The organism is Myxococcus stipitatus DSM 14675, from assembly GCF_000331735.1.
In the GTDB taxonomy this organism is placed as follows: domain Bacteria; phylum Myxococcota; class Myxococcia; order Myxococcales; family Myxococcaceae; genus Myxococcus; species Myxococcus stipitatus.
In genome coordinates this window covers 10,040,806-10,067,220 of record NC_020126.1, presented here as the reverse complement: position 1 = coordinate 10,067,220, position 26,415 = coordinate 10,040,806, and the positions used below count along the sequence as shown (strand labels likewise).

Here is a 26,415-nt window from a genome sequence, read left to right as displayed (position 1 = left end):
GGGGTTCCGCTCACTCCCTGGGGCTGTAGTACGCGGGCGGGCCGGAGAGCCACACGGTGGTGCCCTGCGTCCGCTCGAGGAGCTCGTCCACCAGCTTGCCCCAGTCCTCCGTGGGGCCGATGGGCTCCACGCTGGAGGGGAGCAGGCCGATGAACTGCATGGGCGCCACGGCCACGATGGTGGCGGAGGGCGCCTGGGTGCTCTCGGAGTCCCCCGCGATGCCCAGCGTCCGGTGCTTCTGTCTCAGGGCGTTGTAGCGGAGGGGTGCGCACGCCGAGTCGGCGATGAGGCGCGCGTCGTCTTCATCCTTCGCGCAGGCCTGGACGCTGTCCCCCAGCTTCACGTCCTGGAGGGGGCACGCCTGCTGGACGGAGTGGCCGCAGGGGCCCAGGGGCCGGGGCGCCCCTCCCTGGCTCCAGAACGCTTGGACGAAGGCCGCCGAACCCTTCGGGTCCTCCCAGGGCGTGGCCTCGTTGCCGGGCTCGAACCAGAGCCAGGGCGCCTGGGTCTGCTCGACGAGCCACTCCCCCAGCTTCTCCTTCTCCGTCAGGGGGCCCACGACTTCACCCGTGCGGGGAACGAAGCCCACGTATCCATCCCGGCCTTGTGGCAGGACGGTGCCGGAGCCCTCGAGCGACACGCCCGTGCCCGGCGTCCGCACGGGGCTGAGCACGTTGCCTCCGCCGCCGAAGCCGCCGCCGTCCCGCTCCGCGTTCATGCAGAGCTGGGTGCAGGCGATGCGGGCTCGGTCCAGCGCATCCGCCGCGCTCACGTTGGAGCAGCCGCTGATCATGTTGAAGGAGACGTTGGTGCCCACCCTGCACGAGCACGAGTATTTCGCCGTGTACTTGCATACCCGCTCAATCACAGGGGGCGGGTCGCGATAGTCGAAGTGCGCGAAGCCGATGATTCCCGTGATGCCCTTGGCCTGGGCGAGGGGACTCCAGGCGACGAGGCCCAGGAGCGCGAGGACGACGAGTGAATACACCTGCGACGGGGCGGGGGCCCGGTGCGGTTGCATGTGAAACCTCCGTGATGGGATTGCAATCGCACCCTGGCTGTTATTGCGTGTGTTCACAATGGGTTTTGTGTGACTTCACTTTCTGTGGCGGAAGATGTCACAAGTGGGGTTGACCCTGGCGCACCCAGGAGGGGAGGCTGATGGCGATGCTCAAGCTCCAATGGCTCCAGGTTCACCACTTCCGCACCGTGAAGCCGGGGACGCGGCTGTCGTTCAGCCCGTCCTTCAACGTCCTCGTCGGCTTCAACGGCACGGGGAAGACGCTGCTGTTGGACCTGGTCGCGGCGGTGGCCAGCTCCGACTTCACCTCGCTGGCCGAGGAGCCGTTGGATTTGGAGTACGCGCTGGCGGCGGACACGGGACGCATCACGGTGCGGGTGCGCAACGTGCCGGGCACCGGGCTCTCCATGGACATCGTCGTCGCGCCGCGCGACATGGCCTGGCCGCTGGTCATCCGGCGGGAGGGACTCCAGGTCACCGTCTCCCGTCAGGATGATGCGTCGCTGGTGGTGCAGGAGCGCATCGCCCCGGAGGTCGCGGGGCGCCTGTGGCTGGTGCTCATGTCGGGAGGTATCGCCTGGGTGGAGAAGACGGGCGAGGGCACCGCCACCGTCGAGCCGCTGCTCGCCATGGCCCGCGAGGTGTCCGCGCTGGCCGGCCTGAGCCGCTTCGACGAGGGGCTGGCGTACTTCGAGCAGCTGTATCAGGTGGAGCTGCGGCTCTCGCGGCGCGCGGAGGGCGTGCTCGCCACGGGCACGGGGCTGGCCTCGGAGGCGCTGCTGGATGGGCTGCGGCGGCTGGCGGCCTCGCAGTGGGGCGGCCCGCGCTACGTCGTCCCCTCCGACTCCATCCCCTTCCTGCGCGACACCGCGCGGCTGTTGGGCTTCAGCGCCGCGGAGGCCAGCCTGGTCCCCGTGGAGGCGCCGCTCGAGGGGAAGTACGAGTCGCAGACGCTGGGGGGCCTGGAGCTGGACTTCGTGGGCTCGGATGGGACGCGGGTCTCCGCGCGCCAGCTGGGCCACGGACAGAAGCGCGTGCTCGCGCTCCAGCACTACCTGTCCCGGGCTCGCGCGGTGGTCGTCGCCGACGAGGTGGCGCACTCACTGCACCCCCGGCTGGTGCGGGCCACTTTGGAGCCGCTGGGCGCGCGGCAGAGCTTCCTCACCAGCCAGAGCCCCGTCCTGTTGGACCTGCTCACCTTCACCTCCCCCCAGCACGTGCGCGACAGCCTGGTGTGGTGCCGGCGGGATGAGGGCTCCGGGGTGCTCATCTGGGAGGACCCCTCCCCCGAGGCCGCCGAGCGCCTGTTCACCGCCAGCACCGCGACGCCCGGGCAGCTGGGCGCGCTGCTCCAAGCACAAGGACTCTGGTAGCCCCGGAGCGCACCTTCGTTGGCGGGCGTCCGCGAGTCGACAGCTCGCGCGCTGTGTCACGACTGTTGTCATGCCGCGTCACGAGGTGGCCTATCCTGCGAGACGTGGGAGGGGAGCCGCCATGCCGATGTTGTCCGTGAATGGTACCGAGCTGCACTACGAGGACTCCGAAGGTCCGGGCGAGCCCATCCTCTTCAGCCATGGCCTGTTGTGGAGTTCGCGACTGTTCGACCCGCAGGTGGACGCGCTGAGAGGCCGCTACCGGTGCATCGCGTATGACCACCGGGGGCAGGGTCGCAGCGCGGTGCCCGAGGTGAACTCCATCGACATGGAGACGCTGTACCTGGACACGGTGGGGTTGATCGAGAAGCTCGGCGCGCGGCCGTGCCACTTCGTGGGCCTGTCGATGGGGGGCTTCATCGGGATGCGCATCGCGGCGCGGCGGCCGGAGCTCTTGCGCTCGCTCAGCTTGCTGGAGACGTCCCCGGACCCGGAGCCGGTCCTCAACGTGCCGCGCTACACGCTGCTCAACTTCATCGCGCGGCTGGCCGGGCTGCGGCCGGTGGTGGACCCGGTGATGCGCATCATGTTTGGGCGCTCGTTCCTCTCGGACCCGAACCGCGCGGAGGAGCGGGCGCTCTGGCGGGCGCGCTTGTTGGAGAACCGCAAGGACATCTGGCGCGCCGTCAACGGCGTCATCCGCCGCAACACCGTGGCGCACGAGGTGCCGAACATCCGCGTGCCCACGCTCGTCGTCGTGGGCGAGGAGGACGTGGCCACCGTCCCCGAGAAGGCGGAGCGGCTGCATCGGCTCATCCCGGGCTCGCGCCTGGTGCGGTTGCCTCGCGCGGGGCACTCGTCGTCGGTGGAGGAGCCGTCGCTCGTCAACGCGGCGCTGGGCTCCTTCCTGGAGTCGCTGAGCCACGCGCCGGTGTCGCCTCGGGCCGGGTTCGGGTGACGCGGCCTCGGCTCACCGGCCGGAACGCGCGGCTCACCGACGGCTGACGGGGCTTCACAGATGGGGCCGTCGCGCGGGAGGAGGACTCGGGAATCCTCTCGCGCATGCGACCTCTCCACGCCCTCCTGCTGCTGGCCCTCTGGGTCCTTCCAGGACGCAGCGCCCACGCGCAGACGCCCCGTGGCCCGCGGGCCCAGCGTCACGCCCGCGTCGATGCCCTCTTCGCGCCCTGGAGCGGCAAGGCCACGCCCGGCTGCGCGGTGGCGGTCTCTCGCGACGGCGTGCTGGACTACGCGCGGGGGCATGGCCGGGCGAACCTGGAGGACGACGTCCCCATCACGCCCCGGTCCGTCTTCAACATGGCCTCCGTCACCAAGCAGTTCATCGCGTTCTCCCTGGGGCTATTGGTGCAGGAGGGCAAGGTGTCGATGGACGACGACGTCCGGAAGCACATCCCGGAGCTGCCTGACTTCGGAACGCGCCGCACCGTCGCGCACCTGATGCACCACATCAGCGGCCTGCGCGAGCAAGGCCAGTTGATGGCCCTGGCGGGCTGGCGCGGCGACGACATGACCCTCGATGCGGACAACTGGTGGGTCCTCACCCGCCAGCGTGGGGTGAACTTCGAGCCGGGCGCCGAGGTCCTCTACACCAATGCCGCGTACGGGCTGCTGGGCGTCATCGTGCGACGCGTGTCCGGCCAGTCGCTGCGGGACTTCGCCGACGAGCGACTCTTCAATCCGCTGGGGATGAAGGACACCCGGTTCCAGGAAGGCGCCTTCGCGGTCATTCCTCGCAGGGCCATCGGGTACGCGCCCGACAAGAGCAAGGGCGACTGGCGCGTCAGCATGCCCCAGTCGGACGGCTCCGGCAGCTTGTTCAGCACGGTGGGCGACCTGCTGAAGTGGCAGCAGAACCAGCTCGACGGGCGCGTCGGCGGGCCCGCGGTGAGGGCGCTGATGCAGACCTCCGGCACGCTGAACGACGGCACCGTGACGGGGTATGGCGGCGGCCTGCGGCTGACGGAGCACCGCGGCCTGCGCACGGTGGGGCATGATGGAATGATGGGTGGGTTCCGAACGGAGTCCGTCCTCTTCCCCGACCAGCGGCTCTCCATCGTCCTGCTGTGCAACAGCGGCTCGATTCCCTCCTCGGAGCTCGTGTGGAAGGTGGCCGACGTGTACCTGGGGGACCTCATGAAGGCCGCGCTGCCGCCCGCCGTCGCGCTGCCGGAGGCGGACCTGGCGGCGCTCGCCGGCAACTACTGGAGCCCTCTGACGGATGAAGTCGTGCGGCTGGAGGTCAAGGGTGGCGCGCTGCGCGAGGTCGGCGGGGCCAAGGACTTCGTCCACATGGGCGAAGGCGCGTTCCGCCCCGGCGAGTCGCCCCATGTCTGGCGCTTCGCCCCACCGAGGCCTGGCGCCCCGCGCGAGCTGAGCATCCGCGATGCCTGGCCCACGACGAGGCCTTTCATCCGCATCGACGCACCCCCGCCCACGCGCGGGGAGCTGATGGCGTTCGTCGGCCAGTACCGCAGCGAGGAGGTCGAGATGACCTACTCGGTGCGCATCGTGGACGAGAAGCTGGCGGTGAGCTGGCCTCGTCGGGGCGACGTCTTCCTGGAGCCCGTCGGAGGGGACCGCTTCGTCGGCTCGGTCGGCGCGGTGAGCTTCACGCGGACCGCCGCCGGTGGGGTCGACGGGCTGCTGGTGAGCAGCCGCCGCCTGCGCCGGTTCCGCGCGGAGCGCACGGGCCTGGAGACCCGTCTGTCTAGGCCTTGATGCCCAGCAGCTTCTTGGCCGCGCGCAGGAGCTGCTTGTCCTTGGCCGCGTCGGGAATGTCGAGCAGCGCCGCCGCCACGACCTTCCCGGCCCCGTGCGTGTTCTCCCCCGCGAGCTTGAGGTAGGTCGAGAAGAGCGCGAGCCGCTCGGGCTTCTCCCGCGCCGCCTCGACGTGGGCGAGCAGCACCTGCGCGAGCGCCTCGCGCGGCCAGGTCCGGAACAGCGCGCGCAGGCCCTCGCGCTCCAGGGCCTCCGGGCGCGTCTCCGCCAGCCGCACCGCGGGCTCCAGCAGGGCCAACCCCAAGGCGCGCAGGGACTCGGCCACGAGGGTGCTCTTCCAGCCGTCGACGAAGGCCATCAACAAGGCCTGGGCACCGCGCACATCCCCCAGCACGCCGAGCGCGTAGATGGCCGCCTTGGCGTCGGTGTCGCTCCGGGTCTGCACGTGATGCAGGTAGCGGTCCAGCATCTCCGCGTCCCCCAGCCACGCCAGCGCCATGGCCGCGCGGTGCCGCACCTCGTAGGCGGGGTCTCCGTAGAACACCTGCCTCAACGCGGGCCACGCCTGCGTCAGCCCCAGCGTCTCCAGCTCGTTGACCGCGCCCATCCGCGCATCCCGCGTGGGCTCCGTCAGGGCCTGATGGATGAAGGGGCGGAGCTTCGCCTCGCGCTCCCGGCTCAGGGTCGCCACGGCCTCCGGACCCTTCTCCCGCGCCTGCACGTCATTCAGCGTCTCGCGCGCGAAGAGGCGCAGGCCGCCGTCATGTCCCTTGCGCGTCAGTCCATCCAGGAGCACGCGGGCGTCTCGCCCGCCCAACTGTCCCAGCACCTGGATGGCGGTGCGCCGCACCATGCGGCTGTGGTGCTCGGACAGGGCCCGCTTCGCCACCTCCAGCACCTGCTCTCGAGGACGGCGGGCCACGGCCCTCGCGATGAAGGCGCTGGCCATGCCGTCGCTCCAGGCGGGATACAGCGACTCCATCAGCGAGTCGTCATCCAGCGTTTCGTAGTAGCGCGAGACGTGCGCGTTGGCCTCGTGGCGCGTCAGCTCGCCCTGCCCCCGCTTCTGGAGGACCTCGGCGGGAGTCATGGGCTGCTGGGGGATGCGCACGCGGATGCTGGGGTGGGTGACCACGGGCGTCAGCGCCTCGCCCTCCACCTGGACGGAGCCCGCCAGCCGGACCAGGGCGATGCCCAGCACCTGATACACCTTGATGAAGTCATCCAGCCGCTCCCCGACCTCGGGCCGCTGCGCCAGCGTCTCCAGCAGGACGGCGGGCTTCTCCAGCCCCAGCTCCTTGAGCCGAGCCACCAGCGGCTCCACCGCGCGCGGCGACACCGCGGACAGGCCCTGGGAGAACTTGTCCGCCAGCTCGTCCCGCACCTCGGCCAGGGCGATGGCGGCGCGCGAGGCCCCCGCGTCGCGAGCGGCATCCGCCCAACCGGTTCGCGAGGACGAGGATGAGGACGCGGAGGCCACCGCGCGCCGACGTCCCCGCCGCGACGTCTCCTCCATCTCCAGCCGGGACAGGCCCCGGAGCCTCAGGCCCTCCGCCGTCTCCACCACCATCGCCAGGGGGAACAGCGTGGGCAGCGCGGCCTCCAGGGCCATGTCCCCCAGCACGACCTCGAGCGTCGCGCCCTCCAGCGCCGCGGAGATGGACTCATCGAGCTGCTCGTCCGCGGGCAGGAACAGCCCCTGCCCCTTCGAGTCGACGAGCTGCGAGCGCTTCCCGCTGGCGAACAGCGTCTGCACCCGCAGCGCCACCGGCAGCCGCTCCGGTGCGAAGACGTCCTTGCGGTGCTCCTGGAAGGCGGCGAGCGCGGCCCCCACGTCCGGGAGCGACTTCTCCACGAGTTGGACCAGGGCGGCTTCGTCCAGGGGACGCCGCTTCAGCTGCTCGTCCAGGTCCAGGCGGAAGGGCGCGAAGCCCGGGTACTGGCCCCCCTTCGCCTCCTCCAGCACGTCGCCCGAGTGGCTCCGCTTGGGCTCCACGTTCTTGAGGAAGGCGGGGAGGATCTGCTTCTCCGCGAAGTGCTTGCCGGAGCCGAGCTCCAGGAAACGGCTCTCGCGGACGACGAAGTTGTCGGGCGTGACGCGCGCGGAGAACGCGTACTCCAGCAGCGTCAGGCCCTCGACGGGGGCGCGGTCCTTCTTCGTCCACGTCTTGCCGATGAGCTCCTCGACGTAGCGGTCGTCGAGCGCCTCGCCGCCCAGGTGCTTCTCCACCTTGCGCGTGGTGAGCAGCATGTCCGCCACCAGGTCGGTGAAGGCGGGAGGCTCGAACTCACCGGTGCGCTCGGCGGCCTTCTCCAGGAGGTTCGCCACCTCCACCGTGCTGGCCGCCAGCCTGCGCAGCCCGTTGGCGCGCAGCGTCTCCCCCAGCGCGCGCACCTGGCTGGCGCGGTCCTCGGAGAGGGACGTCACACCCGACAGCCCCAGCTCCCGCACCAGCGTGGAGACCTGGGCCACGCCCGCCTTCATCAGGTCCGCGGTCTCCGTCTTGCCCTTCTTCACGCTCTTCTTCGCGGGGCCTCCCGCGCCGACCGGAGGCGCGTCGGCGGTGACGAAGGACTCCGGCGCGCGAGACCACGCCACCAGCAGCGCCGCCGCGTGCTTGCAGAAGGGGCGCGAGCGCGCGGCCATGCACGAGCACCGCCCCTTCACCTCACGGCCATCGCCGAACACCAGCGAGACCTTGTAGGGCGTCGCCCCGGAGCCGAGCGCGTCCGCGAACAGCCGGTTCTCGAAGCGCGACAGGTGGGTGATGTGCTTGTCGTCGAAGATGCGCGCGCCCTTGGCCAGCTCGTCCCGGTCGCTGATGACTTCCGTCAGGGCGCTCATGCCCGGGGCCAGCTTTCGCAACTCAGCCATGGGACAGCTCCTTCTCGGAGGACAGCAGCGGCGTCAGGTCCTGGTTGCGCATCACTCGCTCCACCACGTCCACCAGCTTGCGCGGCGTGCACCCGAAGCACGGGATGCCCATCGCGGTGAGCTCCTTCGCCATCGCCTGGTCGTAGGAGGGCTTGCCGCCGTCCGACAGCGCGAGCAGGCACAGCACCTTCGCGCGCGAGTCCACCAACTGCCGCAGCCGCGCCAGCAGCTCCTGCGCGTTGCCGCCCTCGTAGAGGTCCGTGATCAACAGGAAGAGGGTCTTCTCCGGCCGCTGGACGTGGTTCGCCTGCGCGTAGGCCACCGCGCGGTTGATGTCCGTGCCGCCGCCGAGCTGCGTGGAGAACAGCACCTCCACCGGGTCCGACAGGAGGTGCGTCATGTCCACCACCTCGGTGTCGAACAGGACCAGCCGCGTGCGCAGCACATCCAGCGACGCGAAGATGGCGGCCATGACGGAGCTGTAGACCACGCTCTCCGCCATGGAGCCGGACTGGTCCACCACCAGCGTCACGTCCCACTCGTGGTGCCGCCGCTGGTTGGGCCAGAAGTAGAAGCGCTCGGGCACCAGGCGCTTGTTCTCCGCGTCCCAGCCCTTGAGGTTGTGGCGAATCGTGCGCTTCCAGTCGATGTTGCGCGCGATGGGCAGCGGGCTCGTCCTGTCGCGGCGCAGGGCGCCGATGACCGCCGTGCGCACGGTGGACTCCAGCTTCTTGCGCAGCTCGTCCACCACCTCGCGGACAATGGTGCGGGCCAGGGACTTCGCCTCGTCCGGGATGAGCCCGCGCGCGCTCACCAGCGTCGTCACCAGCTCCACGTTCTTCTCGAGGAAGGGCAGCGTCTCCGGCTCGAACAGGAGCTGCGTGAGGCCCTTCTTCTCGATGGCGTCCTTCTGGACGAGCGCAATCACGTCGTCGCGGAAGAAGCTGCGCAGCGCGCCCAGCCACTCGGGGATGTAGGGCTTGGGGCCCTCTCGCCCGCCGCTCCGCTCGCCGTAGACGAAGGAGAGCGCGTCATCCAGCGGCTCCAGGTCTCCACCGCCCAGGCCCACCGAGGCCGAGGCGCCGGCCAGCGCGCGCAGCGAGGGACACGCCCCCGTCTTCTCCGCGGCGGGGCCCAGCGCCAGCCGCCAGCGCAGGAGCGCGTCGCGGTCCTTCTCCGAGAGGTTCTTGGGGTCCACGCTCATAGCAGGTCGTCCAGGTCATCGAGCGCCTTGCCCAGCTCGGCGCTCATGTCCTTGAGCTTCTCTTTGTCCTTTTCCTCGAGCACCGTCTTCACCGCGCGGCCCTGCTCTCCCAGCCGCCGCACGGCCACGATGTTCTCCATGAGGTAGCGCCGCTCGGTGCTACCGAGCACGCCCAGTGCTCTTCTCAATACCGGGAGGGTCTGACGAAAGAGCTCGGGGTCGATGCCCACCAGGAACTCGTCGAGCGCCTTCACCACGTCGCGGTTCTTCACCAGCACCAGCGCGTTGACCCGCAGGAAGCCCTCCAGCCACGACGCGCTCACCTCCGGCGCCACCGCGAGCGACAGCCGCAGCCCCACCTCCCTCGAGACCTCCTCCTCGGTCAGCTCCCGCGACAGGTACAGCAGGCCCGTCGCCAGCCCCGACGCCGAAGGGTGCACGGTGCCGCTGCGCATCAGCTCCCGGGCCGCGGTGAGCCATCCGGCCTTGTCCGCGAGCGGCTGGGCCAGCGCCACCTCGTGCAGCGTCCGCAGCGCATCCATCACGGCGGGCACGGCGTCGGGCGCGCAGGCGCAGGCCTCGTGCACCCGCAGCAGCGCGCGCGTGAAGGTCTTCTGGCAGAGCACGGCCACGGCCTCGTCGCCCATCGCCGTGTGCGCGCGGGAGGTGCCGTACGCGACGAGTCCCGACAGCGCCCGCGCCGCCGACGCGAGCGAGGGCAGGTCCACGTCCGTGGAGGCATGCGCATCACACGCGCGCAGCGCGGCGCCCAGCGTCTGCGCGCAGCCGGTGATCACCGACTCCAGCAGCACCTCCGCGGCGCCGCCCGTGCTCCGCGCCGCGTCCAGTTGCTCCTGGAGGACTCGCGTCGTCACGGCCTCCAGCGAGTCGCCCAGGACGATCTTCTCCACCAGCGCCACGTCGGTGGACGGGGTCCACTGGGCCTGCCACGACTCCCGCACGCGGGTGAGCGCGGCCTGGGCGCTGGCCTCCTTGGGGGTGAGCTTCTGTTGCGCGGTGCCCACGAGCGTGGCGTAGGGAATGCCCGCGACCCGCAGCCGGTGGAGGAACACCGACGAGCCCACCTCCACCTCGTTGCTCAGCCGCAGCGTGAAGGTCTCCGGGCTGTCGGTGCGCGGCAGGTGGCGCGAGTCCACCTCCCGCCAGAACTCCGCCTGGAGCGAGTTCTTCCCGATGCGACTGGCCACGCGGCCCACCTGGTGGCCCACCACGCTCTTCCACAGGAAGGAGTCGACGTGGGTCGCATCGCCTCGGCAGAGCGTGGCGATGGTGGCCTCGCGCAGCTCGTCCAGGCCCGGCGCCGTCTTCTCGCGCAGGTCCGACAGCGTCACCGCGAGCCGGTAGGCCTCCAGCACGTCGGACAGCGATGCGGTGAAGCCGCGCATGCGCAGGTGTCCGGCGAAGTCGATGAGCACCTCCAGCGTCGCGCGCCGGAAGTCACACTTCGCCTCATGGGCCTTCTGGTAGAAGTGCGGCGCGCGGTTGCCGGCCCCATAGCCGAGCTGCTCGGACAGGCGCGGAAAGCTGTACGGAATCACCGTCACCGCGCAGGGCACTGCCGCCGGGAGCCGAGCCTCCAGCGCGGCCTCCACGTCCTTCGCGACGAAGGCGGCCACGTGCGCGGCGCCCGCCACGACGGCGATCTTCTCGGGGGCAACCCCGCGGGCCACGACCTCCAGCACCTGCCGCGCCATGAAGGCATCGCGCCAGCGGTGATAGTCCAGGCGAGGCCCCGCGTTGAGCACGTCCGCCCACGCGAGCAGCACGCTCCGGAAGCCCTCGGGCGTCCAGTCCGGCGCCTCGAACAGCGCCTCCCACAGTTCCTCGAAGGAGCGATAGCCCCGCTCGCGAGCGAACCGCTCGGTGATGGGCTCCTCGGGCTCCGGAGCCGGCTCCTGGGCCTCCGCTCCGGCCTCGGCCTCGGAGGGCGGCACCGCGTCCCGCCGGTCCATGGCCAGGCTGACGCCCACGGGGATGTCGATGAAGAGCGCGCGGGCGGCGTGGGCCTGGGCCCAGCGCAGCGCCGCGTATTCGGGGGAGTACTCCGCGAAGGGCCACAGCGCGGAGCCCGGCGTGTCGTCCGTGCGATAGCCGAGCAGGGCGATGGGAGGCCGGGTGTCCGCGTCGCACAGGACGTCCACGAGCGCGGAGGCATCGCAGGGGCCCTCGATGAGCACCACCTCCGGCTTCACGTGCTCCAGCCAGCGTCCGAGCACCGCCGTGGTGCGCGGCGAGTGGTGGCGCACCGGGAACAGGTGCACCCGGGTGAGCAGGTCCAGGTCCATCAGCCCCTCAGGAGCTTCTTGCTCGCGGAGTACAGCTCCTTCCATGCGCCGGAGCGGCTCTTGGCCACCGTCTCCATGTACTCGCGCAGGGCCTTCACGTCGTCCTCCTGCTCCTTCACCACCGCGCCCACCAGCGACGCGGCCAGCTCATGCGGCGTCACCTTCCCGCCGCCGAACTGCTGCGCGAGGATGGAGCTGTTGAACAGCACGCTGATGGCCTCGGCCGTGGAGAGCACCGCGCCCGGCGTGCGGACCTTCGTCTTGCCGTCCTTCGTCACGCCCTGGCGCAGCTCCTGGAAGAGCGTGAGCAGCATGCGCGACAGCTCCTCCGTCGGCGGGACACCGACCTGGTAGTCATTGCGCAGCTCCGCCTCGCGCCTCGTCACGATTTGAATCTCCTGCTCCAGGTCATCCACCACAGGGACGGTGACGAAGTTGAAGCGGCGCTTGAGGGCGGCGCTCATCTCGTTGACGCCGCGGTCTCGCGTGTTGGCGGTGGCGATGAGGTTGAAGCCCCGCTGCGCGCTCACCACCTCGCCCAGCTCCGGAATGGAGACCTGCTTCTCCGAGAGGAGGGAGATGAGCGCGTCCTGGATCTCCGGCGAGGTGCGCGTCACCTCCTCGAAGCGGGCGAACTTGCCGCCGCGCATGGCGCGCAGCACGGGAGAGGGGACGAGCGCCTCGGGCGTGGGGCCCTTGGCGAGCAGCAGCGCGTAGTTCCACGAGTACTTGAGGTGGTCCTCGCTGGTGCCGGCGGTGCCCTGGACGATGAGGGCGGAGGTGCCGCTGATGGCGGCGGAGAGGTGCTCGGACAGCCAGCTCTTCGCGGTGCCCGGCTCGCCCACGAGCATCAGCGCCCGGTCCGACGCCAGGGTGGCGATGCACACCTGCACGAGCCCCTTGTCACCCACGTACTTGGGGGTGATGGGAACGCCGCCCACGGGCTTTGTGCTCCCGAGGATGTAGGTCTCGACGGCGCGAGGCGAGAGCGCCCACCCGGGAGGGCGAGGCTTGTCGTCATGCGCGGTGAGGGCGTCCAGCTCAGTCTTGAACTTCGCTTCGGCGGGCAGTCGGATGTCCGGCATGCGTGAAAGCTACCAGCTTGGACTGACACGCGGCGATTCAGGGGGTTGTCTTGCTTACCACCCGGCGGCCCACCTCCGAGGGGGCTTGCGATGGATGGGTTCGAGACGATTCCTCGCGGCTTCACACTGTGGCGGCGGAGCGATTGACCCCTCCGACTGATTCGGGCGTCCTGTGTCTCCATGTATCTGAAGAAAGTCGTCCTCGAGAACATCCGGTCGATGGCTGAGCTGGAGTGGGAGCCGTCCTCGCATCCGGGGTGGCACGTCGTCATCGGAGACAACGGCGCGGGCAAGAGCGCCTTCCTCCGCGCGGTCTCGCTCGCGCTGATGGGGCGCGACGCGGCGATGGCGCTTCGTCAGGATTGGAGTGAGTGGCTCCGCGCGGGCTCGCCGTCCGGCTCGATTCAGGTGTCGTTGAGTGGGGACTCGCGCTGGGACCAGGCCGGGGCCTCCGTGTCGTCGGAGGTCTCGGCGGAGCTGCGACTCCAGCGCGCGGGGAATGCCACGCAGCTCGTGCCCGGGGCGGCGAGCCTGGCCGCGGCGCCCGCGCTCTGGGGCACGGGCCGGGGTTGGTTCAGCGCCGCGTTCGGTCCGTTCCGGCGCTTCACGGACGGCGACGCGGGGCAGGAGGCGCTCTTCTCCTCGCAGCCGAGGCTCGCGCGCCACCTGTCGATGTTCGATGCCTCCGTGGCCCTGCGCGCGAGCCTCGGGTGGCTGGAGCAGTTGGAGACGGGGCCCGACGCGGGCTTGCTGGAGCCGCTCCTGGCGTTCATCAACCAGCCCGACTTCCTGCCGCATCAGACGCGGCTCGACTCCATCTCCTCGCGAGGCGTGCGCTTCGTGGACGGCCAGGGCAACGAGGTCTCCGTCGCGAGCCTCGGCGACAGCTTCCAGTCGCTGCTGAGCCTGACGCTCGAGTTGATTCGCCAGCTCGCGAGCACCTACGGCGCCAGGCGCCTCTTCGCGCCGGGCGATGCGCTGTCGCTCCAGCCGCCGGGCGTCGTCCTCGTCGACGAGATCGAAGCCCACCTGCATCCCACGTGGCAGCGCCGGGTGGGGTTCTGGTTCCGCAAGCACTTCCCGCACCTCCAATTCCTCGTCACGACGCACAGCCCGCTCATCTGCCAGGCCGCGGCGGAGGGGAGCATCTTCTGGCTGCCGCGTCCCGGCATGGACGAGCCGCCGAGCATGGTGACCGGCATCACCCGGGAGCGGCTCCTCTACGGGAGCGGGGTGGATGCCTATGGCACGGGTGCCTTCGGCGACATGTCGACGCGCTCTCCGGAGGCGCTCGCGCAACTGGAGCGCCTGGCCCTCCTCAACCAGAAGGAGCTGGAGGGAGGGCTGAGCGCGGAGGAGCGTCAGGAGCAGGAGCGTCTGCGCATGCGCACGCCGACCGCCGCGAGCGTGTTGCCGTCCCCCGCGGTGGAGCGTCTGCTCAAATGATTCGCCTGCCCGAGAAGCCGTTGCCCGCGGAGGCGCGCGAGGGACTGGTGAAGTACCAGCGGGAGCTGGACGCGGCGGGGGACTACGCGGAGCGGGTGGCGCAGGCGAAGAAGCGCTTCTCCGCGCTCAACAAGATTGGCAACCCCATCTTCGACCACGTGAAGGTGACGCTGTCGGCGATGTGCTCGGGCGTGCGCCGCTGCGCCTACTGCGAGGACTCCGTCGCGGACGAGGTGGAGCACATCCGCCCGAAGACGCTCTACCCGGAGGTCGCCTTCGCCTGGGCGAACTACCTGTATGCGTGTGGCGTCTGCAACCCGCGCAAGAATGACCACTTCGCGGTCTTCGCCGAAGGGACGAATGTCCTGACGGACGTGCGGCGCGAGCGGGGCGCGCCGGTGGAGCCGCCCATTCCAGGCAGGCCCGTGTTCCTGGACCCTCGCGTCGAGGACCCCACGGAGTTCATGGAGCTGGACCTGCGCGACACGTACTACTTCGTCCCGCGGGGGCGCGCGGGGACGGAGGCGCACCGCCGCGCGCAGTACACCATCACCGTGCTGCAATTGAACCAGCGTGAGGTGCTGCCTCAGTCCCGCCGCGCCGCGTACTGGGACTACCTGGCGCACCTGGGGAACTACCTCCGCGCGAAGACGCAGGGGTTCTCGCGCGAGGAGCTGGACCTGCTGGTGAAGCAGGTGCGGACGCGTCAACACCCCTCGGTGTGGGCGGAGATGAAGCGGCAGCATGCCCGGCTCCCCGCGGTGCTGCGCCTGTTCGACCAGGTGCCGGAGGCGCTGGGCTGGTGAGCGCTCGCCCCGCTCACTCCGCGCACGGGAACGCGGTGTCCAGCTTCTTGCGGGCCTGGATGCCGGGGCCGGTGAGGGTGGCCACCACCTTCACGGTGGACGCGCACTCGTAGGGCATGAGGAAGGGCACCTGGAGGACGCCGCTCTCGGGGAGCGCATGCAGCTCGCGCGTCTGGGTCACCTTCCACGCGCGGCGCTCGCCGGCCTCCGACTCCTCCTTGGGCGCGCTCACCACGACCTTGAGCTTCAGGGGCTTGTCGCCATCGAACTCGCCCTTCACCTGCACCAGGAACACGGCGTCGACGAACATGCCGTAGGGGTCCTCGGCCTCCTCGCGTTTGACGAGGGCGGCCTTCGTCTGGTCGAAGACGCGCAGCTCGATGTCCCCCAGCGACACGCTCGACTTGCTCGCGCTCGCGGCGGCGGTGGACAGCAGCAGGACCCCACCCAGCAGCCACCCGCGCAGCTTCGTCGTCGACGACATCGCGACCTCCCGAGCCTTCGGTTGTCGGGCGACTGTATTCCAAGCGGGGGTCTTCCGTGCCTGGGGGGCGGGCGTGAGGACGGGCCCTGGCTCGACCCGGCTCGAGCCCCCTTGCGCCCTCTGTGCTCGTGAGCAGCCTGCGGAGGAACCCTGTCCGTCGCGGGAGACCTGCGCCCGCGAGGAGCCCACCCATGAAGACCTCGATTCCTTCCCAGATGAAGGCCATCGCCATCGACCGGTTTGGCGGCCCGGAGCTGCTCGGGATGAAGACGCTCCCCGTTCCCTCGCTGGGCGCGGAGGACGTGCTCATCAAGGTGGAGACCGCGGGCATCGGCCAGTGGGACCCGGAGGAGCGCGAAGGGGGAATGGAGAGCATCAGGCCGAGCAAGTCGACCTTCCCCTACGTCCTGGGCTCGGACGGCGCGGGCACCGTCGTCGCGGTGGGGGACGGGGTAAAGGACTTCAAGGTCGGCGACAAGGTCTACGCCGCGGGCTTCCTCAACTCGAAGGGGGGCTTCTACGCGGAATACGCCTGCGTGCGGGCGGTGGACACGGCGCTGATTCCGAAGGGACTGAGCGCGGAGCAGGCGGGAGTGCTGGCGGCGGATGGCATCACCGCCCTGCAAGGCGTGGAGGATGCGCTCGAGGTCGGCAAGGGCACGAACCTCATGGTGTACGGCGCCAGCGGCGGCGTGGGGCACCTGGCGGTGCAGCTGGCCAAGCGGCTGGGAGCGCGCGTCCTCGCGGTGGTGTCCGGCGAGGACGGCGTGGAACTGGGGAAGAAGATTGGCGCGGACAAGGTGGTGAACGGCCGCGCGGATGACGTGGTGAAGGCGTGCCGGGAGTTCGCGCCGGAGGGGCTCGACGCGGTGCTGGTGCTCGCGGGCGGGGAGAAGACGGACCAGGCGCTGGCGACGGTGAAGAAGGGCGGCCACATCGCCTACCCCAACGGCGTCGAGCCCGAGCCCAAGGGCCCCGAGGGCGTCAAGGTGACCGCCTACAACGGGGTGCCGCATCCGCGCGCGCTGGGACGGCTCAATGGACTCATCGAGGCCGGGCCCTTCCACGTGGAGGTCTCGAAGGTCTACCGGCTGGAGGATGCCCCGCGCGCGCACGAGGCCGTGGGCAAGCACCACCTGGGCAAGCTCGCGCTGCGCATCCACTGAGGCGCGCGGAGCTGGAGGGCACGGACGTGGGGTGCCCTCCAGCGGCTCGCGAAGGACTACTCGGCGCGGCAGACCGCCGGCGCGGAGAGGTTCGGGCGAATCATCTTGAAGGGCTGGAGCATGTCCGGCACGCGCAGCAGGGCGTCGCGGCACCCGGCCTCGTCGTTGCCGCTCATCTCCACCTTGAAGCTGCAGTCCTGCGCGCCCTCGCAGACCGTCTTGGCCAGCCGCGCGTAGCAGTCCACGGCGCGAGCGCAGGTGCCCGCGCTCATGTCGACGGAAGCCGCGGCGGACGCGGACGACGAGGTCGTCGTGGCGGTGGCCGTGGTGGTGTTCGTGGAGACCGACGCGCCGGCGGTCATGCCGTTCGACGTGCCCGGGCCCTGGGCGTTGAGCTGGATGTTGACGTTCGTCTGCGCGGGCGCGGCGGCGACGACGCGCGGGTTCACGCGGTCCTGCGCGCAGACGTAGAGCTCCTCGCCCTTCTTGCGCACGGTGGCGAACTTCGCGTCGAGCTCCGCCGGGGGGACCTGCTTGTCGTCGACGATGACCTGGAAGGTGTACGCGTCGCGCTCGTTGTACGTGTAGTACATGGTCGCGGTCGGGTCGTAGGTGACGGCGATGGCCATCCGGTCCGGAGGCGACTGGGACTCGAGGCCGCTCTCGGTGGCGCAGGTCCACAGGGCCGTCTTCGTCTCCGAGGCCCGGTCCGCCTGGACGGGGAGCGTGTACATCTTGCTGGCGCCACAGGCCATCAGCGAGAAACACAGAGACGTCAGGGACAGGCCCTGGATGAACCGCTTCATGAGGCAGGCTCCTTGAGAGGATGGGGTCCGCGGGGGACGGCGGCGGAGTGGCGCGCGAATCGTGCGCCGATTGCAGATTCAATCCTGACACAAGAGCCACCCACCCCGGAAGTTCCGGGATGGGGTCGGTGCGGGCTTCAGGGCCTGGGTTTCCAGGTCAGCCACTCTCCGGGCCGAGCCAGCTCCACGTTCACCTTCCGCTTCTTCGCCGCCGCCAGGAGCTGGGCCTCCGCGTCGGGGACCTCGCGGTAGTCGTCGGAGGACGTGACGCCATAGTGGATGGGGACCAGGAGCCGCGCCTCCATCACCGCCGCCGCCGCGACGGCCTGCTCGGGTGTCAGCACGCCTGGGACATCGCTGACGGGCTTGCGCCAGCCGAAGCGAGCCCCGTTGATGGGCAGGAACGCCGCGTCGAACGGGCCGAGCTGCCGGCCGATGTGCCACCAGGCGCCGTGCCACAGCGTGTCGCCACAGTGGATGATGCGGCGGCCTCCGCCCGAGACGACCCAGGAGACTTGTTGATCTCCATAGCCGTCCGCGGCCGGCACGGCGGTGACGGTGAAGTCGTTGAGCAGGAGGGGCTCGTAGAGGGGCGCGGTCCGGACGCGGAACCCCGCCGATGCGGCCACGACCGCCGTGTCGGGCGAGCAGACCAGGGTGCCCGTGTCGCCGAGGACCTGGCGAACGGCCATCCGGTCGAAGTGGTCCGGGTGGCGATGCGTCACCAGCACGAAGCGACCGCCGTCGCCCGCCTCGAGTGGCACGAGCGGGTCCTTCAGCGCGGGGCCCCACACGGCGGGGTCCTGCAGCGGGTCGAGGAAGAGGGTGTCCTTCCCGAGCTGCAGCTGGACTCCGGCCCAGGCGAGCCGTCGTGCGCGCAGTTGCGTGCTCTCGTCGGGCTTCGCCGCGCGGCCTGTTCCTGGCGGCAGGAGCACCGCGCCCGCGGTGAGGGAGAGCGCGGCACGGAGGAAGTCCCGGCGCCCGGTTCCTGGCTGGCGCGACGTCATGGGGTGGCTCCGCGCGGCTGGGGCGAGAGGGGATTGATGCCGAAGATGCGCACGCCCAGCTCGGTCCTCGGCCGATGGCTGCTCCCTGGCGCGAAGAACACGGACGAACCGGCCCCGATGCGCTGCGCTCCTTCGATGAGCTCGCCACTCACGATGAAGAGCACTTCGCCGGTGTCGTGGGTGTCCACCCAGGGCCACTGGCTTCCTGGCGCGATGTCCACGACCCAGGCGCGGATGTCCGGGGTGCTCGGCAGGTCCCTGCGCAGGCAGCCGGGGCCGACGACGACGGGCTCGACGTCGTCGACTCGCAGGGAACTCCAGGGAGGGGTGGGAGCGTGGGTGAGCATCGGTGCGCCTTCGTGGCTGTGGGTGGCCCAGGTGTCTGTGGGTGGCCCCACGTTAAGGACTCGGGCCCCATGAGCGCAGCGAAACGATTTCTCGAAGAAGATGAAAGCCGTTCATGTCAGGCTGTGCCGACATGCTCGAGCTTCGTCACTTCAAGCTGATTGCCGCGGTGGCTGACACGGGGAGCCTGGTCTCGGCGAGCCGGCAGCTCCACCTCACGTCCTCGGCGCTGAGCCACCAGCTTCGCGACGCGGAGGAGCGGCTGGGCGTTCAGCTCTTCCAGCGCCGCCAGCGTCGGCTGCTGCTGACGGACGCGGGGGAGAAGCTGCTCACCTCGGCGCGGCGGGTGTTGAACGAAGTGGCGCAGGCGGAGGCGGTGTGTCGCGCGCATCCGAAGGACGACCTGCTGCGGCTCAGCACGGGCTGCTACACGGTCTACGGCTGGCTGCCGCCCCTCCTCGGACAGTGGCAGGGGGAGTATCCGCGCGCGGAGCTGCGCATCGTCCTGGAGGCCACACGCCAGCCGCTCGACGCGCTGCTGAGCGGCGGACTGGACCTCGCGTTGACCACGGATGTGCCCCCGCACGCGAAGCTGGCGCGGACCGCGCTCTTCACGGATGAGCTGATGTTGGTGGTTCCGGCGGGCCATGCGTTGGCTCGGCGTGCGCACGTCACGGCGGAGGAGTTGGCGTCGGAGCACCTGCTCACGTATGCGGCGCCGCGTGAGCAGCTCGACATCTTCACGCGGGTCTTCTGGCCGGCGAATGTCGAGCCGCAGCGCGTCTCTCCCGTGCCACTCACCGAGGCGCTCATCGAGCTGGTGCGGGGAGGCATGGGGGTGACGGCGCTGCCGGGTTGGATGCTTCCGGCGCAAGGGCAGGGGTTGCACGCGCTCCGGCTCACGCCTCGGGGGATTCGCCGACGCTGGAGCGCGGTGACCCGGGTGTCTCGTCAGCGGCCGGCCTCGTTGACGCGCTTCGTGCAACTGCTGCGGGAGCGCTTCGCCTCGGAGGGACCGAAGGCGCCCCCGCTGCTGTTGGGGACTGGGTGAACCCGGAGGCCCGCCACTTCGCGACGGGCCTCGGGTGTGAGGCGGGGGCGCTCAGCGGGTGAGCTTCGGGGTGAGGTCGATGGACGCGGGGCTGGACGGGACGACGAAGGTCTTCCCGTCGGCGGCGCCGAAGTCGAGCGTCTTGAGGTTCACCGAGTAGATGAGCTGGTCCTCGTAGAAGCGCACGTTGAAGACGGTGTGGGTGAGGTCCTTGGCCACGGTCCACTGCGTGTAGTCATCCTCCTCCCGCTGGGTCTTGTCATTGACGGAGCGGACGGTGCCCTTGGGGATGTCGACGGAGTTGAGGATGTGGAAGGCGAGGCTGGTGGCCTCGGTCGCGTTGGCGACGGGGCGGGCGAACTGCTTGAGGTAGGTGGCGCGGACGAAGCGGGAGGGCGGCATGGCGTCGCCGGGGATGCCGTGCAGGCCGCTGCCGTGGCCGGGCTGGGAGAAGGTCTCGCTGCCCAACTGGACAGGCTTCGCGTCGTAGGGGGAGAGGCCCACGTAGTTGCGCAGGTTCTGGAGTTGGACGGGGAAGGGCGGTGCGTTGGTGAGCACGGAGACGGGGTTGTCGTGGAGGTGGAGCTCGCCGTCGAGGAACTCGACGACCAGGCTGTTGCCCTGGGCGTCGTGGATGGGGAAGTGGAGGGGGAGGTACCTGGCGAGCCAGTCGCTCTCCCAGACCTGGGCGACGCCTTCGAGGAGGGCGGAGCGGACCTCGGCCACGGTGGAGAAGTTGCCGAGCACCCAGCCAGGGAACTGCGCGAGCGTCAGGGCCTTGGCGTTGACGGTGACCTTGGGGTAGCGGGAGCCGGGGAGCCAGAGGCTGCCGGTGGAGAGGCCGGCGGTGTTGATTCCATCGACGATGATGGGGAGGCTGTCCTTGGCGGTGAGGCCCACGTAGCCGTAGGAGGACGTCCACGACAGGCCGTTGAGGAGGCCGTGGGGCGAGGGCGAGATGAACTTGGAGCCAGGAGCACGGACCAGGATTTCGGAGCCGAGGTCGACCCCGAACTCCATGCTGCGTCCATTCACCACGCTCTTGTCCGAGGCAACGATGAGGAAGTCAGTGCACATGCGAGGGCTCCTTGGGGTGTGGGGCGACGCTGGATCCTCGGGGGATGTGGAGGGCGGTGGGTCGGAAGTCGCTCGGACGTGTTGCCTAATGGATGATTGTGACGAGGGGATTCCCCATGTCGAAGTCGCAGGTCGTGGTCATCGACCACGGTGCCACCGAGCTTCAAGCCGCCTTCTGTGAGTACGTGCCGCGAGTCTTCCGCACGGTCGACTTCCGTCGCTGGTGTGCGTGGGGAGAGTGGCGCGAGGAGTACCGGGCGTTCAGCGTGATGGAGGAAGGGCGCGTGGTGGCGAACGCCTCCGTGTCACGGATGTGTCTGCGGGTGGAGGGGCGGGAGGTGGAGGGGTATCAGCTCGGCGCGGTGGGTTGTGTGCCGGAGCGCAGGGGGCAGGGCTTGTCGCGCGTGGTGATGGAGGCGGCGCTCGACTTCTGTGGGAGCGCGCCGGTGATGTTGTTCGCGAACAAGAACGTGCTCGGGTTCTATCCGCGCTTCGGCTTCGTGCCTCGGGAGCAGCGGTTGTTCGGGGTGTCGTTGAGCGTGGAGCCGGCGGGGGTGTTGGCGCCGGAGGTGGACTTGTCGGAGGCGCGTGCGCGTGAGGAGTTGGTCGCACTGGCGGCGGAGGGGGTGGCCGTGACGGAGCGCTTCGGAGCGCGGCGGCATGGGCACATCGCGACGTGGTACGCGGCGGCGAACTTCGCGCGGCCGCTGCGCCGGTTGCGAGAGGACGCGTGGGTGTTCGCGGGGGTGGAGGATGGGGTGCTGCACATCGAGGACGTCTATGCGCGAGAGGTCTTCGATTTGAGGCCGCACCTGGCGCGGTTGATTGACCAGCCCGTGAAGGAGGTGCGGTTCGGCTTCACGCCCGAGCGCTGGTGGCCCGGCGCGGAGGTGGTGGGTGAAGACACGGACGCGGACCTGTTCGTGCGCAACCTGCCGCTGCCTATGGGGCCGGACCGGTTCCCGGTGATGGCTCGGACTTGAGGGTGGCCGTGTCGGTGCTAACGCGCCGGTAGTTCGCGGAACTGCACATCGTCGATGTCGAGGCTCCTCACTGCATCGATGAACCGTTCCGTGGCGATGATGGCGGTCTTGAAGTGGGAGAGTCGGAACAAGTCTCGGTCTGTTGGAAGGGATGCCCAGTCGAGGAGCGGGGCGCTGGGAAAGCTGAAGGCGAGTCGGCCGCAGGTCGAGCACGGCTGGGGCAGGTTTCGCGGCAGGCAGGTGGGGTGCAGCTCTCCACGTGACTCGAGCTGAAGCTCGAGCAGCTCGGGGGCGGCCTTGCTGCGGAGCCGCAGCTCGGTCCGACATCCCAACAGCCCTTGAAGCCCCAGACTCTGGAGTTGCTCAAGCGCTTCGCGCTGCATGACGGGTTGCCAGGGCGTCGCGAAGAAGAGCGGAGGCGGTGTTCCTCTTCCCGTGCCCACCAGCGGGCCGAAGTTCGCGCCTGGTTCAAGCACCGCGCCCTCTGGCGCCAGGGGACGCACCAGCTCTCTGAGTCGAGTGAACTCCTCGAAGTCTTCCTCCACCCGAGCGGTGAACTTCGGGTGCTCCGCCAGGCTCGACAGGTCCACGGACGGATACGCTTCACCCGTGCCGCTCCAGACCTCATCGCAGGTCGGGCAATGGATTCCGGGGAGCCACCACTTCGAACTCGCCTGGAGCCCCCAGGAGGAGCGCGGAGGAAACGTAGGGGTGGCTCGGAACATCCGCATGCCCAATCCCTTCACGGAAGTCGGAAAACTGCACGCAGAGTTGGCAGGTGCCCTCTCCATGCAGGCTGACTTACGGGCCTCTACCGAAGCGGTCGAGGAGCGCCTTGACCTTGGTGGAGTAGCTCAATCTCAACTCTTCGCACTGGACCGAGCCGAGCCAGTGTCGGACCTCCGCTGCAGGGAGAGGATCTGCCAATCTAATCAATTGGCCGCGCCGTATCCGCGCTGTTTCGACTAGCTCCTGCCCGAACTCGATGTATGGCCGAGGATGGGATAATCGCCAGAGCCTCCGAATGGGGAGGGCGGTGTCCCACTGTTTGACCACGTCAGGATGCCGGCGGACCATTTCAGGGTTTGCGATCTGGCATGTTGCAGAGCCCGCGAGCACCACAAGAGTACACACAGCGAAAACCCGGCCGCGTACTTCGACGGGGACAGGGCCGGCGACTTCCTTGGGCTTTTGAGGAATCGCTAGCAGGACTGGCTCGCCAACGCGATAGCGGCGGCCTACCTCTGTGGCATTCTGCGATTGAGGAAAGGCCAGGACGCCCCAGTCTTCCAGGTTCGTCGCATAGACATGCTTGAAGTGGAACGTACCGTTCAGGTTTATGTCCATGATGCCTTCTCCGGATCGCATGCGTAGGGCAACAGCCTGATGGATGGCCCACGGTACTTTGATGAAGTGGGGTAGGGGAGGCCCTCTGAGCTGCTGGGAGCCCGAGGCGGACCTGCGCGCTGACCCGACTGACGTGTTGGCAACACGTGGACGGTGATGTCGCCCCATCAATGTGGTGCATGTCATCGATGGAGTAGCGATATGCCAATGACCGCCGAGAAGAGGGCACGATAGAGGAGAGCTGCTCTACGGCGGCAGCTCCTCAATGACTTGTGCATAGTCAGAGGAGGTCCACGGCTTCGGATTGAAGACGTAGAGCGTGCGTGTTCCTGGAGGCACCGCACGGGGCTCATCGAAGGCGAGCCCCACGCTGCCTTGGCACGGCTGGGGAATCTCTCGTGCGAAGCGACGCCGCCAGATGGCGGCCTCTGGGCCCATGCGGAAGAGCTGGGGCACCACTTCGTCCACGGGCGCACGCGCCACCCAGCTTCCCGGGACACACCACGACGCCAACCCCGTGATGGACAGCCGCTGTGTCGGAGGCATTCGCGCTCGCACCGCGTGGAGCAATGAGAGGTAGGCGTCGTACTCGGACTCCCGTGCGTCGAAGTCAATCTGCAGGCCCGTGGCCTCCGGACGAATCGCGAGGGTGATGAGCTGGTCCGCGAGCGCGGAGATTCGCTCCGTCGAGAAGCGCGCGAGCGAGGCTCCCCCTCGCATCTCCAACCGCACCGTGGCTCGCGGCACCATTCCCGGAGGCAGGCGCAGAGGCTGCCTCCGCCGTTGGACGATGTTCGCTGTATTCGTCAGCTCGACCGTCGCCAACAGGACCGCCACGTCGACCGGCTGTCCCTCCAGGAACCGCAGGTCCTCCGGCCGCTCCCAGGCCCAGAGCACCACGCGCGGTGGCTCCGACGTGGGGACACACGCGAGTGTCGCGCAAAGCAAGAGGAGGATGGACCCACCACGGCTCACGGAAGAAGTCCCTCGCTCAGTGGTAGTACTTCGACTTCTTCGCCAGGTCGCTCTTCCCGTAGCGCCGATGCAGCAGGCGGAACGCGTCGCGTGCCTCGGAGGTCCGCTCGGCGCAGGACTTCTTGCTCGCCCGGACCACGCGATAGAGCGCCACGGGGGAGCGAGGGTCCTTCGGGTGCGCCTGCGCCCACGCCAGCGCCGCGCGTCCCAGATAGCTCATCGAGTTGTCCGCCGCGACCACCTTGCTCCATTCCTCGCGCGCGGCCTTCGCCTCTTCCTCCGACAGGAAGGACAGGGCTGTCGTCGGGGACTCCGTCTTGCTCACGCACCAGCCAATCTTCCCGTAAGTGAGCATCTCCCTCACGTACGTCTCCGCGTCCTCGCTGGACAACCCCGCGTCCCTCACGCCGTCCTCTTCGGCCTCGAGCTCCGGGGTCGCGCCCAAGGAGTCCATCAACAGGAGCTGGGCCTCGAACAGGCGCTCTTCCCGTGAGGTGTGCCGGAGCACGGCACTCAACCCGGCATGCGCGACGGGCTCCGACTTCTCGAGCACCTTCGCCACGGCCAGGAACGTCTCATGGTCTTCGACCACCACGGCGCGAGTGAAGGCCGTCCACCTCAACTGGTGCCGGATGGCGGGAGGCAGCGAAGTCTTCTCCGCCAGCTCGCTCATGCGCCGCGCCGTCAGCCGAGGATTGAGCGCCCGCACCGCCCCCCAGTCGAGGACCTGGCTCCGCTCCGCGAGCGGCGTGGCGAGTGCGTCACTGAAGCCGTTGCCCTCCATTCCCGCAGCGGACCGCAGCGCGTGGAGAATGGCCTCATCCCAGTCGCGCGCCAGGGCGAAGCGCTCATCTCTCAGGAGGTTGTCGCTGGAGACCCCCTCTCGCGACACCTCCAGGGGCACCGTCGCGAGCCGAGCCCGCGCCGCCGCGACATCCCCCAACTCCCGCAAGAGATGCGCGGAGCGATACACCAACGTCATCGTGGCCGGCGACTTCACGGGAACCCGTGCCGCCGCCTCGAGCACCTCACGCAGCCCCGGCGAATCCACCCGCGCATACTGGAGCGCCGTCACGAGCCACGGCAGCTGGCGAGTCTTCTCCCACCGCGCCACGGCCAGCGCGTAGTTCCTCCGAGCCCGAGGCTCTCGCTGACTGTCGGCGAGGAGCGGAGGGACGTACGAGACCGCGAGCCACTCCGCGAGGTCCTTCGCGGGCCCTGTCAGCCCGGAGCAGAGCGGCTGGGACGACTTCTTGTCGTCGTCGAGCACTCGCTTGAGCCCCTGGTTCAGGTCGATGAGCTCGACACCCAGCGCCGACCCAGTTCGCGGCTGAGCCGCGCGTCCCATCAGCTCACAGGTCAGCGCATCCGGCTGGAGCTGGGCACGAACGAGGTTGCGCAGCCGCAGCGTCGCCGGATGGACCTCGCGCAGCCCCGGCGTGGCGAGGACCTGGGCCATCACCTGCTCCGCCTCGGTGAGCCGAGCCATGAACTCGGGAGGCGCCTCGGGCAGGGACCGCCAATCCTCGGGGCGTTCGAGCAGCGCCTGCCGCACCTGGACACGCGCCACCAGATACGCGGCGAGCACCCGGTACGGCGAGCCCGAATCCTGGCTGATCTGCCGGAAGCCCTTCGCGGCCTCGGCGAAGCGCCGCCCGTAGAAGTCCGCGGAGGCGCGTTGATACGCGTGCTCCGCGCGGCGGCGGGCCTGGACCGAAGCGGACAGCCCTCCATCGAGCGCGGGCGCCAGCTCCTCCAGCACACTCCCCGCACTGAAGACCGCGTCCTGGTTGCGCACCCACTCCGCCACGAGCGCGGGGTGCTGCTTCCACTCCGTGACGAGCACCCGCAGCGTCTTCTCCGCGCGCAGGAAGGCATCGCCGTGGATGTAGGGGATTCGGTTGTAGTTCTCCTCGAGGAAGAGCAGGGGCGCCGTGGCGGGAGGCGTCGAGGGGAGGACCTCCGCCCGGGCCGCGAGCCAGCGCGCGGACTCCTTCTCCGCGCCCCCTGGCACGTCTTCATGCCAGCGCGCCCACGCCTCCACCGCGGACCGCTGCTCCTCACCCGTGGCGGGCACCGCCATCATCACCCGCCACGCATACGCGAGGTACATGGGCTGGAACGTCCCCTGGAGGACACCCAGGTGGCCGGCCGCGAAGGACTCGAACGGGCGGTCGGGGTGGGTGGAGTGGACGTAGATGGGTGACTCGAAGAAGGGCCCACAGGCCCAGGCCGGAGCAGCCCCGAGCACGAGCAGGAGACTCATCCATCCAACGAGCAAGGGCGTCAGCGAGGAAGGGCGCAAGTCAGACGGCACTG

Annotated in this window: 21 protein-coding genes; 8 read left to right on the top strand and 13 right to left on the bottom strand. The window is 69.6% G+C overall.

Going from position 1 to position 26,415, the window contains the following annotated elements; genetic code table 11:
* Positions 1-10: 10 nt before the first annotated feature.
* Positions 11-1,021, bottom strand: coding sequence for a hypothetical protein (locus MYSTI_RS39190; protein ID WP_015353422.1), 1,011 nt, complete (start codon positions 1,019-1,021; stop codon positions 11-13).
* 140 nt (positions 1,022-1,161) lie between these two features.
* On the opposite strand from MYSTI_RS39190, the gene MYSTI_RS39185 reads away from it, so the two are divergent.
* The 3 genes from MYSTI_RS39185 (at position 1,162) to MYSTI_RS39175 (ending at position 5,133) form a co-directional block, all read left to right on the top strand.
* Positions 1,162-2,394, top strand: coding sequence for an AAA family ATPase (locus MYSTI_RS39185; RefSeq protein WP_015353421.1), 1,233 nt, complete (start codon positions 1,162-1,164; stop codon positions 2,392-2,394).
* Positions 2,395-2,515: 121 nt separating this feature from the next.
* The gene (locus tag MYSTI_RS39180; RefSeq protein ID WP_015353420.1) at positions 2,516-3,352 is read left to right on the top strand and encodes an alpha/beta fold hydrolase; all 837 of its coding nucleotides are present in this window, start codon (positions 2,516-2,518) and stop codon (positions 3,350-3,352) included.
* 104 nt (positions 3,353-3,456) lie between these two features.
* Positions 3,457-5,133 (top strand): serine hydrolase domain-containing protein, encoded by a 1,677-nt coding sequence (locus MYSTI_RS39175; protein WP_015353419.1) that lies wholly within the window; start codon positions 3,457-3,459, stop codon positions 5,131-5,133.
* On the opposite strand, the gene MYSTI_RS39170 is transcribed toward MYSTI_RS39175, so the two are convergent.
* The 4 genes from MYSTI_RS39170 to MYSTI_RS39155 are packed head-to-tail and all read right to left on the bottom strand — an operon-like array spanning position 5,123 to position 12,603.
* Positions 5,123-8,008, bottom strand: a complete 2,886-nt coding sequence (locus tag MYSTI_RS39170) for a HEAT repeat domain-containing protein (RefSeq protein ID WP_015353418.1) — start codon at positions 8,006-8,008, stop codon at positions 5,123-5,125. The genes MYSTI_RS39175 and MYSTI_RS39170 overlap by 11 nt on opposite strands.
* Positions 8,001-9,212, bottom strand: coding sequence for a VWA domain-containing protein (locus MYSTI_RS39165; protein ID WP_015353417.1), 1,212 nt, complete (start codon positions 9,210-9,212; stop codon positions 8,001-8,003). Before MYSTI_RS39165 ends, MYSTI_RS39170 begins: the two co-directional genes overlap by 8 nt.
* Positions 9,209-11,518, bottom strand: coding sequence for a DUF5682 family protein (locus tag MYSTI_RS39160; protein WP_015353416.1), 2,310 nt, complete (start codon positions 11,516-11,518; stop codon positions 9,209-9,211). Before MYSTI_RS39160 ends, MYSTI_RS39165 begins: the two co-directional genes overlap by 4 nt.
* Complete coding sequence (locus MYSTI_RS39155) at positions 11,518-12,603, bottom strand: ATP-binding protein (protein WP_015353415.1); 1,086 nt, start codon at positions 12,601-12,603, stop codon at positions 11,518-11,520. The genes MYSTI_RS39160 and MYSTI_RS39155 overlap by 1 nt, the downstream gene beginning before the upstream one ends.
* Before the next feature lie 180 nt (positions 12,604-12,783).
* On the opposite strand from MYSTI_RS39155, the gene MYSTI_RS39150 reads away from it, so the two are divergent.
* Both MYSTI_RS39150 and MYSTI_RS39145 read left to right on the top strand, forming a co-directional pair.
* A complete protein-coding gene (locus MYSTI_RS39150) occupies positions 12,784-14,049 on the top strand; it encodes an AAA family ATPase (protein ID WP_015353414.1) in 1,266 nt (421 codons plus the stop codon).
* Positions 14,046-14,855 (top strand): HNH endonuclease family protein, encoded by an 810-nt coding sequence (locus tag MYSTI_RS39145; protein ID WP_015353413.1) that lies wholly within the window; start codon positions 14,046-14,048, stop codon positions 14,853-14,855. Before MYSTI_RS39150 ends, MYSTI_RS39145 begins: the two co-directional genes overlap by 4 nt.
* 13 nt (positions 14,856-14,868) lie before the next feature.
* Here MYSTI_RS39145 and MYSTI_RS39140 read toward each other — a convergent pair whose 3' ends face one another.
* Positions 14,869-15,339, bottom strand: coding sequence for a hypothetical protein (locus MYSTI_RS39140; RefSeq protein WP_015353412.1), 471 nt, complete (start codon positions 15,337-15,339; stop codon positions 14,869-14,871).
* 191 nt (positions 15,340-15,530) lie between these two features.
* On the opposite strand from MYSTI_RS39140, the gene MYSTI_RS39135 reads away from it, so the two are divergent.
* A complete protein-coding gene (locus MYSTI_RS39135) occupies positions 15,531-16,505 on the top strand; it encodes an NADP-dependent oxidoreductase (RefSeq protein WP_015353411.1) in 975 nt (324 codons plus the stop codon).
* A 56-nt stretch (positions 16,506-16,561) separates the two neighbouring features.
* On the opposite strand, the gene MYSTI_RS39130 is transcribed toward MYSTI_RS39135, so the two are convergent.
* From MYSTI_RS39130 to MYSTI_RS39120, 3 genes are all read right to left on the bottom strand, one after another.
* A complete protein-coding gene (locus tag MYSTI_RS39130; RefSeq protein ID WP_015353410.1) occupies positions 16,562-17,311 on the bottom strand; it encodes a lipoprotein in 750 nt (249 codons plus the stop codon).
* Between the two features lie 137 nt (positions 17,312-17,448).
* On the bottom strand, positions 17,449-18,318 hold the full coding sequence (locus tag MYSTI_RS39125; RefSeq protein ID WP_015353409.1) for an MBL fold metallo-hydrolase: 870 nt from the start codon (positions 18,316-18,318) through the stop codon (positions 17,449-17,451).
* Positions 18,315-18,665, bottom strand: a complete 351-nt coding sequence (locus tag MYSTI_RS39120; RefSeq protein WP_015353408.1) for a cupin domain-containing protein — start codon at positions 18,663-18,665, stop codon at positions 18,315-18,317. The genes MYSTI_RS39125 and MYSTI_RS39120 overlap by 4 nt, the downstream gene beginning before the upstream one ends.
* A 131-nt stretch (positions 18,666-18,796) precedes the next feature.
* Here MYSTI_RS39120 and MYSTI_RS39115 point away from each other — a divergent pair, with 131 nt between their 5' ends.
* Positions 18,797-19,714, top strand: coding sequence for a LysR substrate-binding domain-containing protein (locus tag MYSTI_RS39115; protein WP_015353407.1), 918 nt, complete (start codon positions 18,797-18,799; stop codon positions 19,712-19,714).
* Positions 19,715-19,765: 51 nt separating this feature from the next.
* On the opposite strand, the gene MYSTI_RS39110 is transcribed toward MYSTI_RS39115, so the two are convergent.
* Positions 19,766-20,791 (bottom strand): bile salt hydrolase, encoded by a 1,026-nt coding sequence (locus tag MYSTI_RS39110; protein WP_015353406.1) that lies wholly within the window; start codon positions 20,789-20,791, stop codon positions 19,766-19,768.
* Between the two features lie 116 nt (positions 20,792-20,907).
* Between MYSTI_RS39110 and MYSTI_RS45495 the strand changes: the two genes are divergently transcribed.
* Positions 20,908-21,774, top strand: coding sequence for a GNAT family N-acetyltransferase (locus MYSTI_RS45495; RefSeq protein ID WP_015353405.1), 867 nt, complete (start codon positions 20,908-20,910; stop codon positions 21,772-21,774).
* Between the two features lie 17 nt (positions 21,775-21,791).
* Here the strand turns inward: MYSTI_RS45495 and sitI6 are convergent, their stop codons facing one another.
* From sitI6 to MYSTI_RS39090, 3 genes are all read right to left on the bottom strand, one after another.
* Complete coding sequence (sitI6, locus tag MYSTI_RS39100; RefSeq protein ID WP_015353404.1) at positions 21,792-22,505, bottom strand: SitI6 family double-CXXCG motif immunity protein; 714 nt, start codon at positions 22,503-22,505, stop codon at positions 21,792-21,794.
* 862 nt (positions 22,506-23,367) lie between these two features.
* On the bottom strand, positions 23,368-24,096 hold the full coding sequence (locus MYSTI_RS39095; RefSeq protein WP_044282608.1) for a hypothetical protein: 729 nt from the start codon (positions 24,094-24,096) through the stop codon (positions 23,368-23,370).
* A gap of 16 nt (positions 24,097-24,112) precedes the next feature.
* Positions 24,113-26,362 carry a hypothetical protein gene (locus MYSTI_RS39090; RefSeq protein ID WP_015353401.1) on the bottom strand — a complete coding sequence of 750 codons (2,250 nt, stop codon included), beginning with the start codon at positions 26,360-26,362 and terminating at the stop codon, positions 24,113-24,115.
* Positions 26,363-26,415: the final 53 nt, after the last annotated feature.

What these genes read in the sequence shown, in the direction of transcription:
- MYSTI_RS39110 (WP_015353406.1), bottom strand. Translation starts at nt 20,791, where the DNA reads ATGTGCACTGACTTCCTCATCGTTGCCTCGGACAAGAGCGTGGTGAAT.
- MYSTI_RS39165 (WP_015353417.1), bottom strand. Translation starts at nt 9,212, where the DNA reads ATGAGCGTGGACCCCAAGAACCTCTCGGAGAAGGACCGCGACGCGCTC.
- MYSTI_RS39170 (WP_015353418.1), bottom strand. Translation starts at nt 8,008, where the DNA reads ATGGCTGAGTTGCGAAAGCTGGCCCCGGGCATGAGCGCCCTGACGGAA.
- MYSTI_RS39125 (WP_015353409.1), bottom strand. Translation starts at nt 18,318, where the DNA reads ATGACGTCGCGCCAGCCAGGAACCGGGCGCCGGGACTTCCTCCGTGCC.
- MYSTI_RS39150 (WP_015353414.1), top strand. Translation starts at nt 12,784, where the DNA reads ATGTATCTGAAGAAAGTCGTCCTCGAGAACATCCGGTCGATGGCTGAG.
- MYSTI_RS45495 (WP_015353405.1), top strand. Translation starts at nt 20,908, where the DNA reads ATGTCGAAGTCGCAGGTCGTGGTCATCGACCACGGTGCCACCGAGCTT.
- MYSTI_RS39180 (WP_015353420.1), top strand. Translation starts at nt 2,516, where the DNA reads ATGCCGATGTTGTCCGTGAATGGTACCGAGCTGCACTACGAGGACTCC.
- MYSTI_RS39130 (WP_015353410.1), bottom strand. Translation starts at nt 17,311, where the DNA reads ATGAAGCGGTTCATCCAGGGCCTGTCCCTGACGTCTCTGTGTTTCTCG.
- MYSTI_RS39135 (WP_015353411.1), top strand. Translation starts at nt 15,531, where the DNA reads ATGAAGACCTCGATTCCTTCCCAGATGAAGGCCATCGCCATCGACCGG.
- MYSTI_RS39140 (WP_015353412.1), bottom strand. Translation starts at nt 15,339, where the DNA reads ATGTCGTCGACGACGAAGCTGCGCGGGTGGCTGCTGGGTGGGGTCCTG.
- MYSTI_RS39090 (WP_015353401.1), bottom strand. Translation starts at nt 26,362, where the DNA reads ATGAGTCTCCTGCTCGTGCTCGGGGCTGCTCCGGCCTGGGCCTGTGGG.
- MYSTI_RS39155 (WP_015353415.1), bottom strand. Translation starts at nt 12,603, where the DNA reads ATGCCGGACATCCGACTGCCCGCCGAAGCGAAGTTCAAGACTGAGCTG.
- sitI6 (WP_015353404.1), bottom strand. Translation starts at nt 22,505, where the DNA reads ATGCGGATGTTCCGAGCCACCCCTACGTTTCCTCCGCGCTCCTCCTGG.
- MYSTI_RS39175 (WP_015353419.1), top strand. Translation starts at nt 3,457, where the DNA reads ATGCGACCTCTCCACGCCCTCCTGCTGCTGGCCCTCTGGGTCCTTCCA.
- MYSTI_RS39115 (WP_015353407.1), top strand. Translation starts at nt 18,797, where the DNA reads ATGCTCGAGCTTCGTCACTTCAAGCTGATTGCCGCGGTGGCTGACACG.
- MYSTI_RS39185 (WP_015353421.1), top strand. Translation starts at nt 1,162, where the DNA reads ATGGCGATGCTCAAGCTCCAATGGCTCCAGGTTCACCACTTCCGCACC.
- MYSTI_RS39190 (WP_015353422.1), bottom strand. Translation starts at nt 1,021, where the DNA reads ATGCAACCGCACCGGGCCCCCGCCCCGTCGCAGGTGTATTCACTCGTC.
- MYSTI_RS39160 (WP_015353416.1), bottom strand. Translation starts at nt 11,518, where the DNA reads ATGGACCTGGACCTGCTCACCCGGGTGCACCTGTTCCCGGTGCGCCAC.
- MYSTI_RS39120 (WP_015353408.1), bottom strand. Translation starts at nt 18,665, where the DNA reads ATGCTCACCCACGCTCCCACCCCTCCCTGGAGTTCCCTGCGAGTCGAC.
- MYSTI_RS39145 (WP_015353413.1), top strand. Translation starts at nt 14,046, where the DNA reads ATGATTCGCCTGCCCGAGAAGCCGTTGCCCGCGGAGGCGCGCGAGGGA.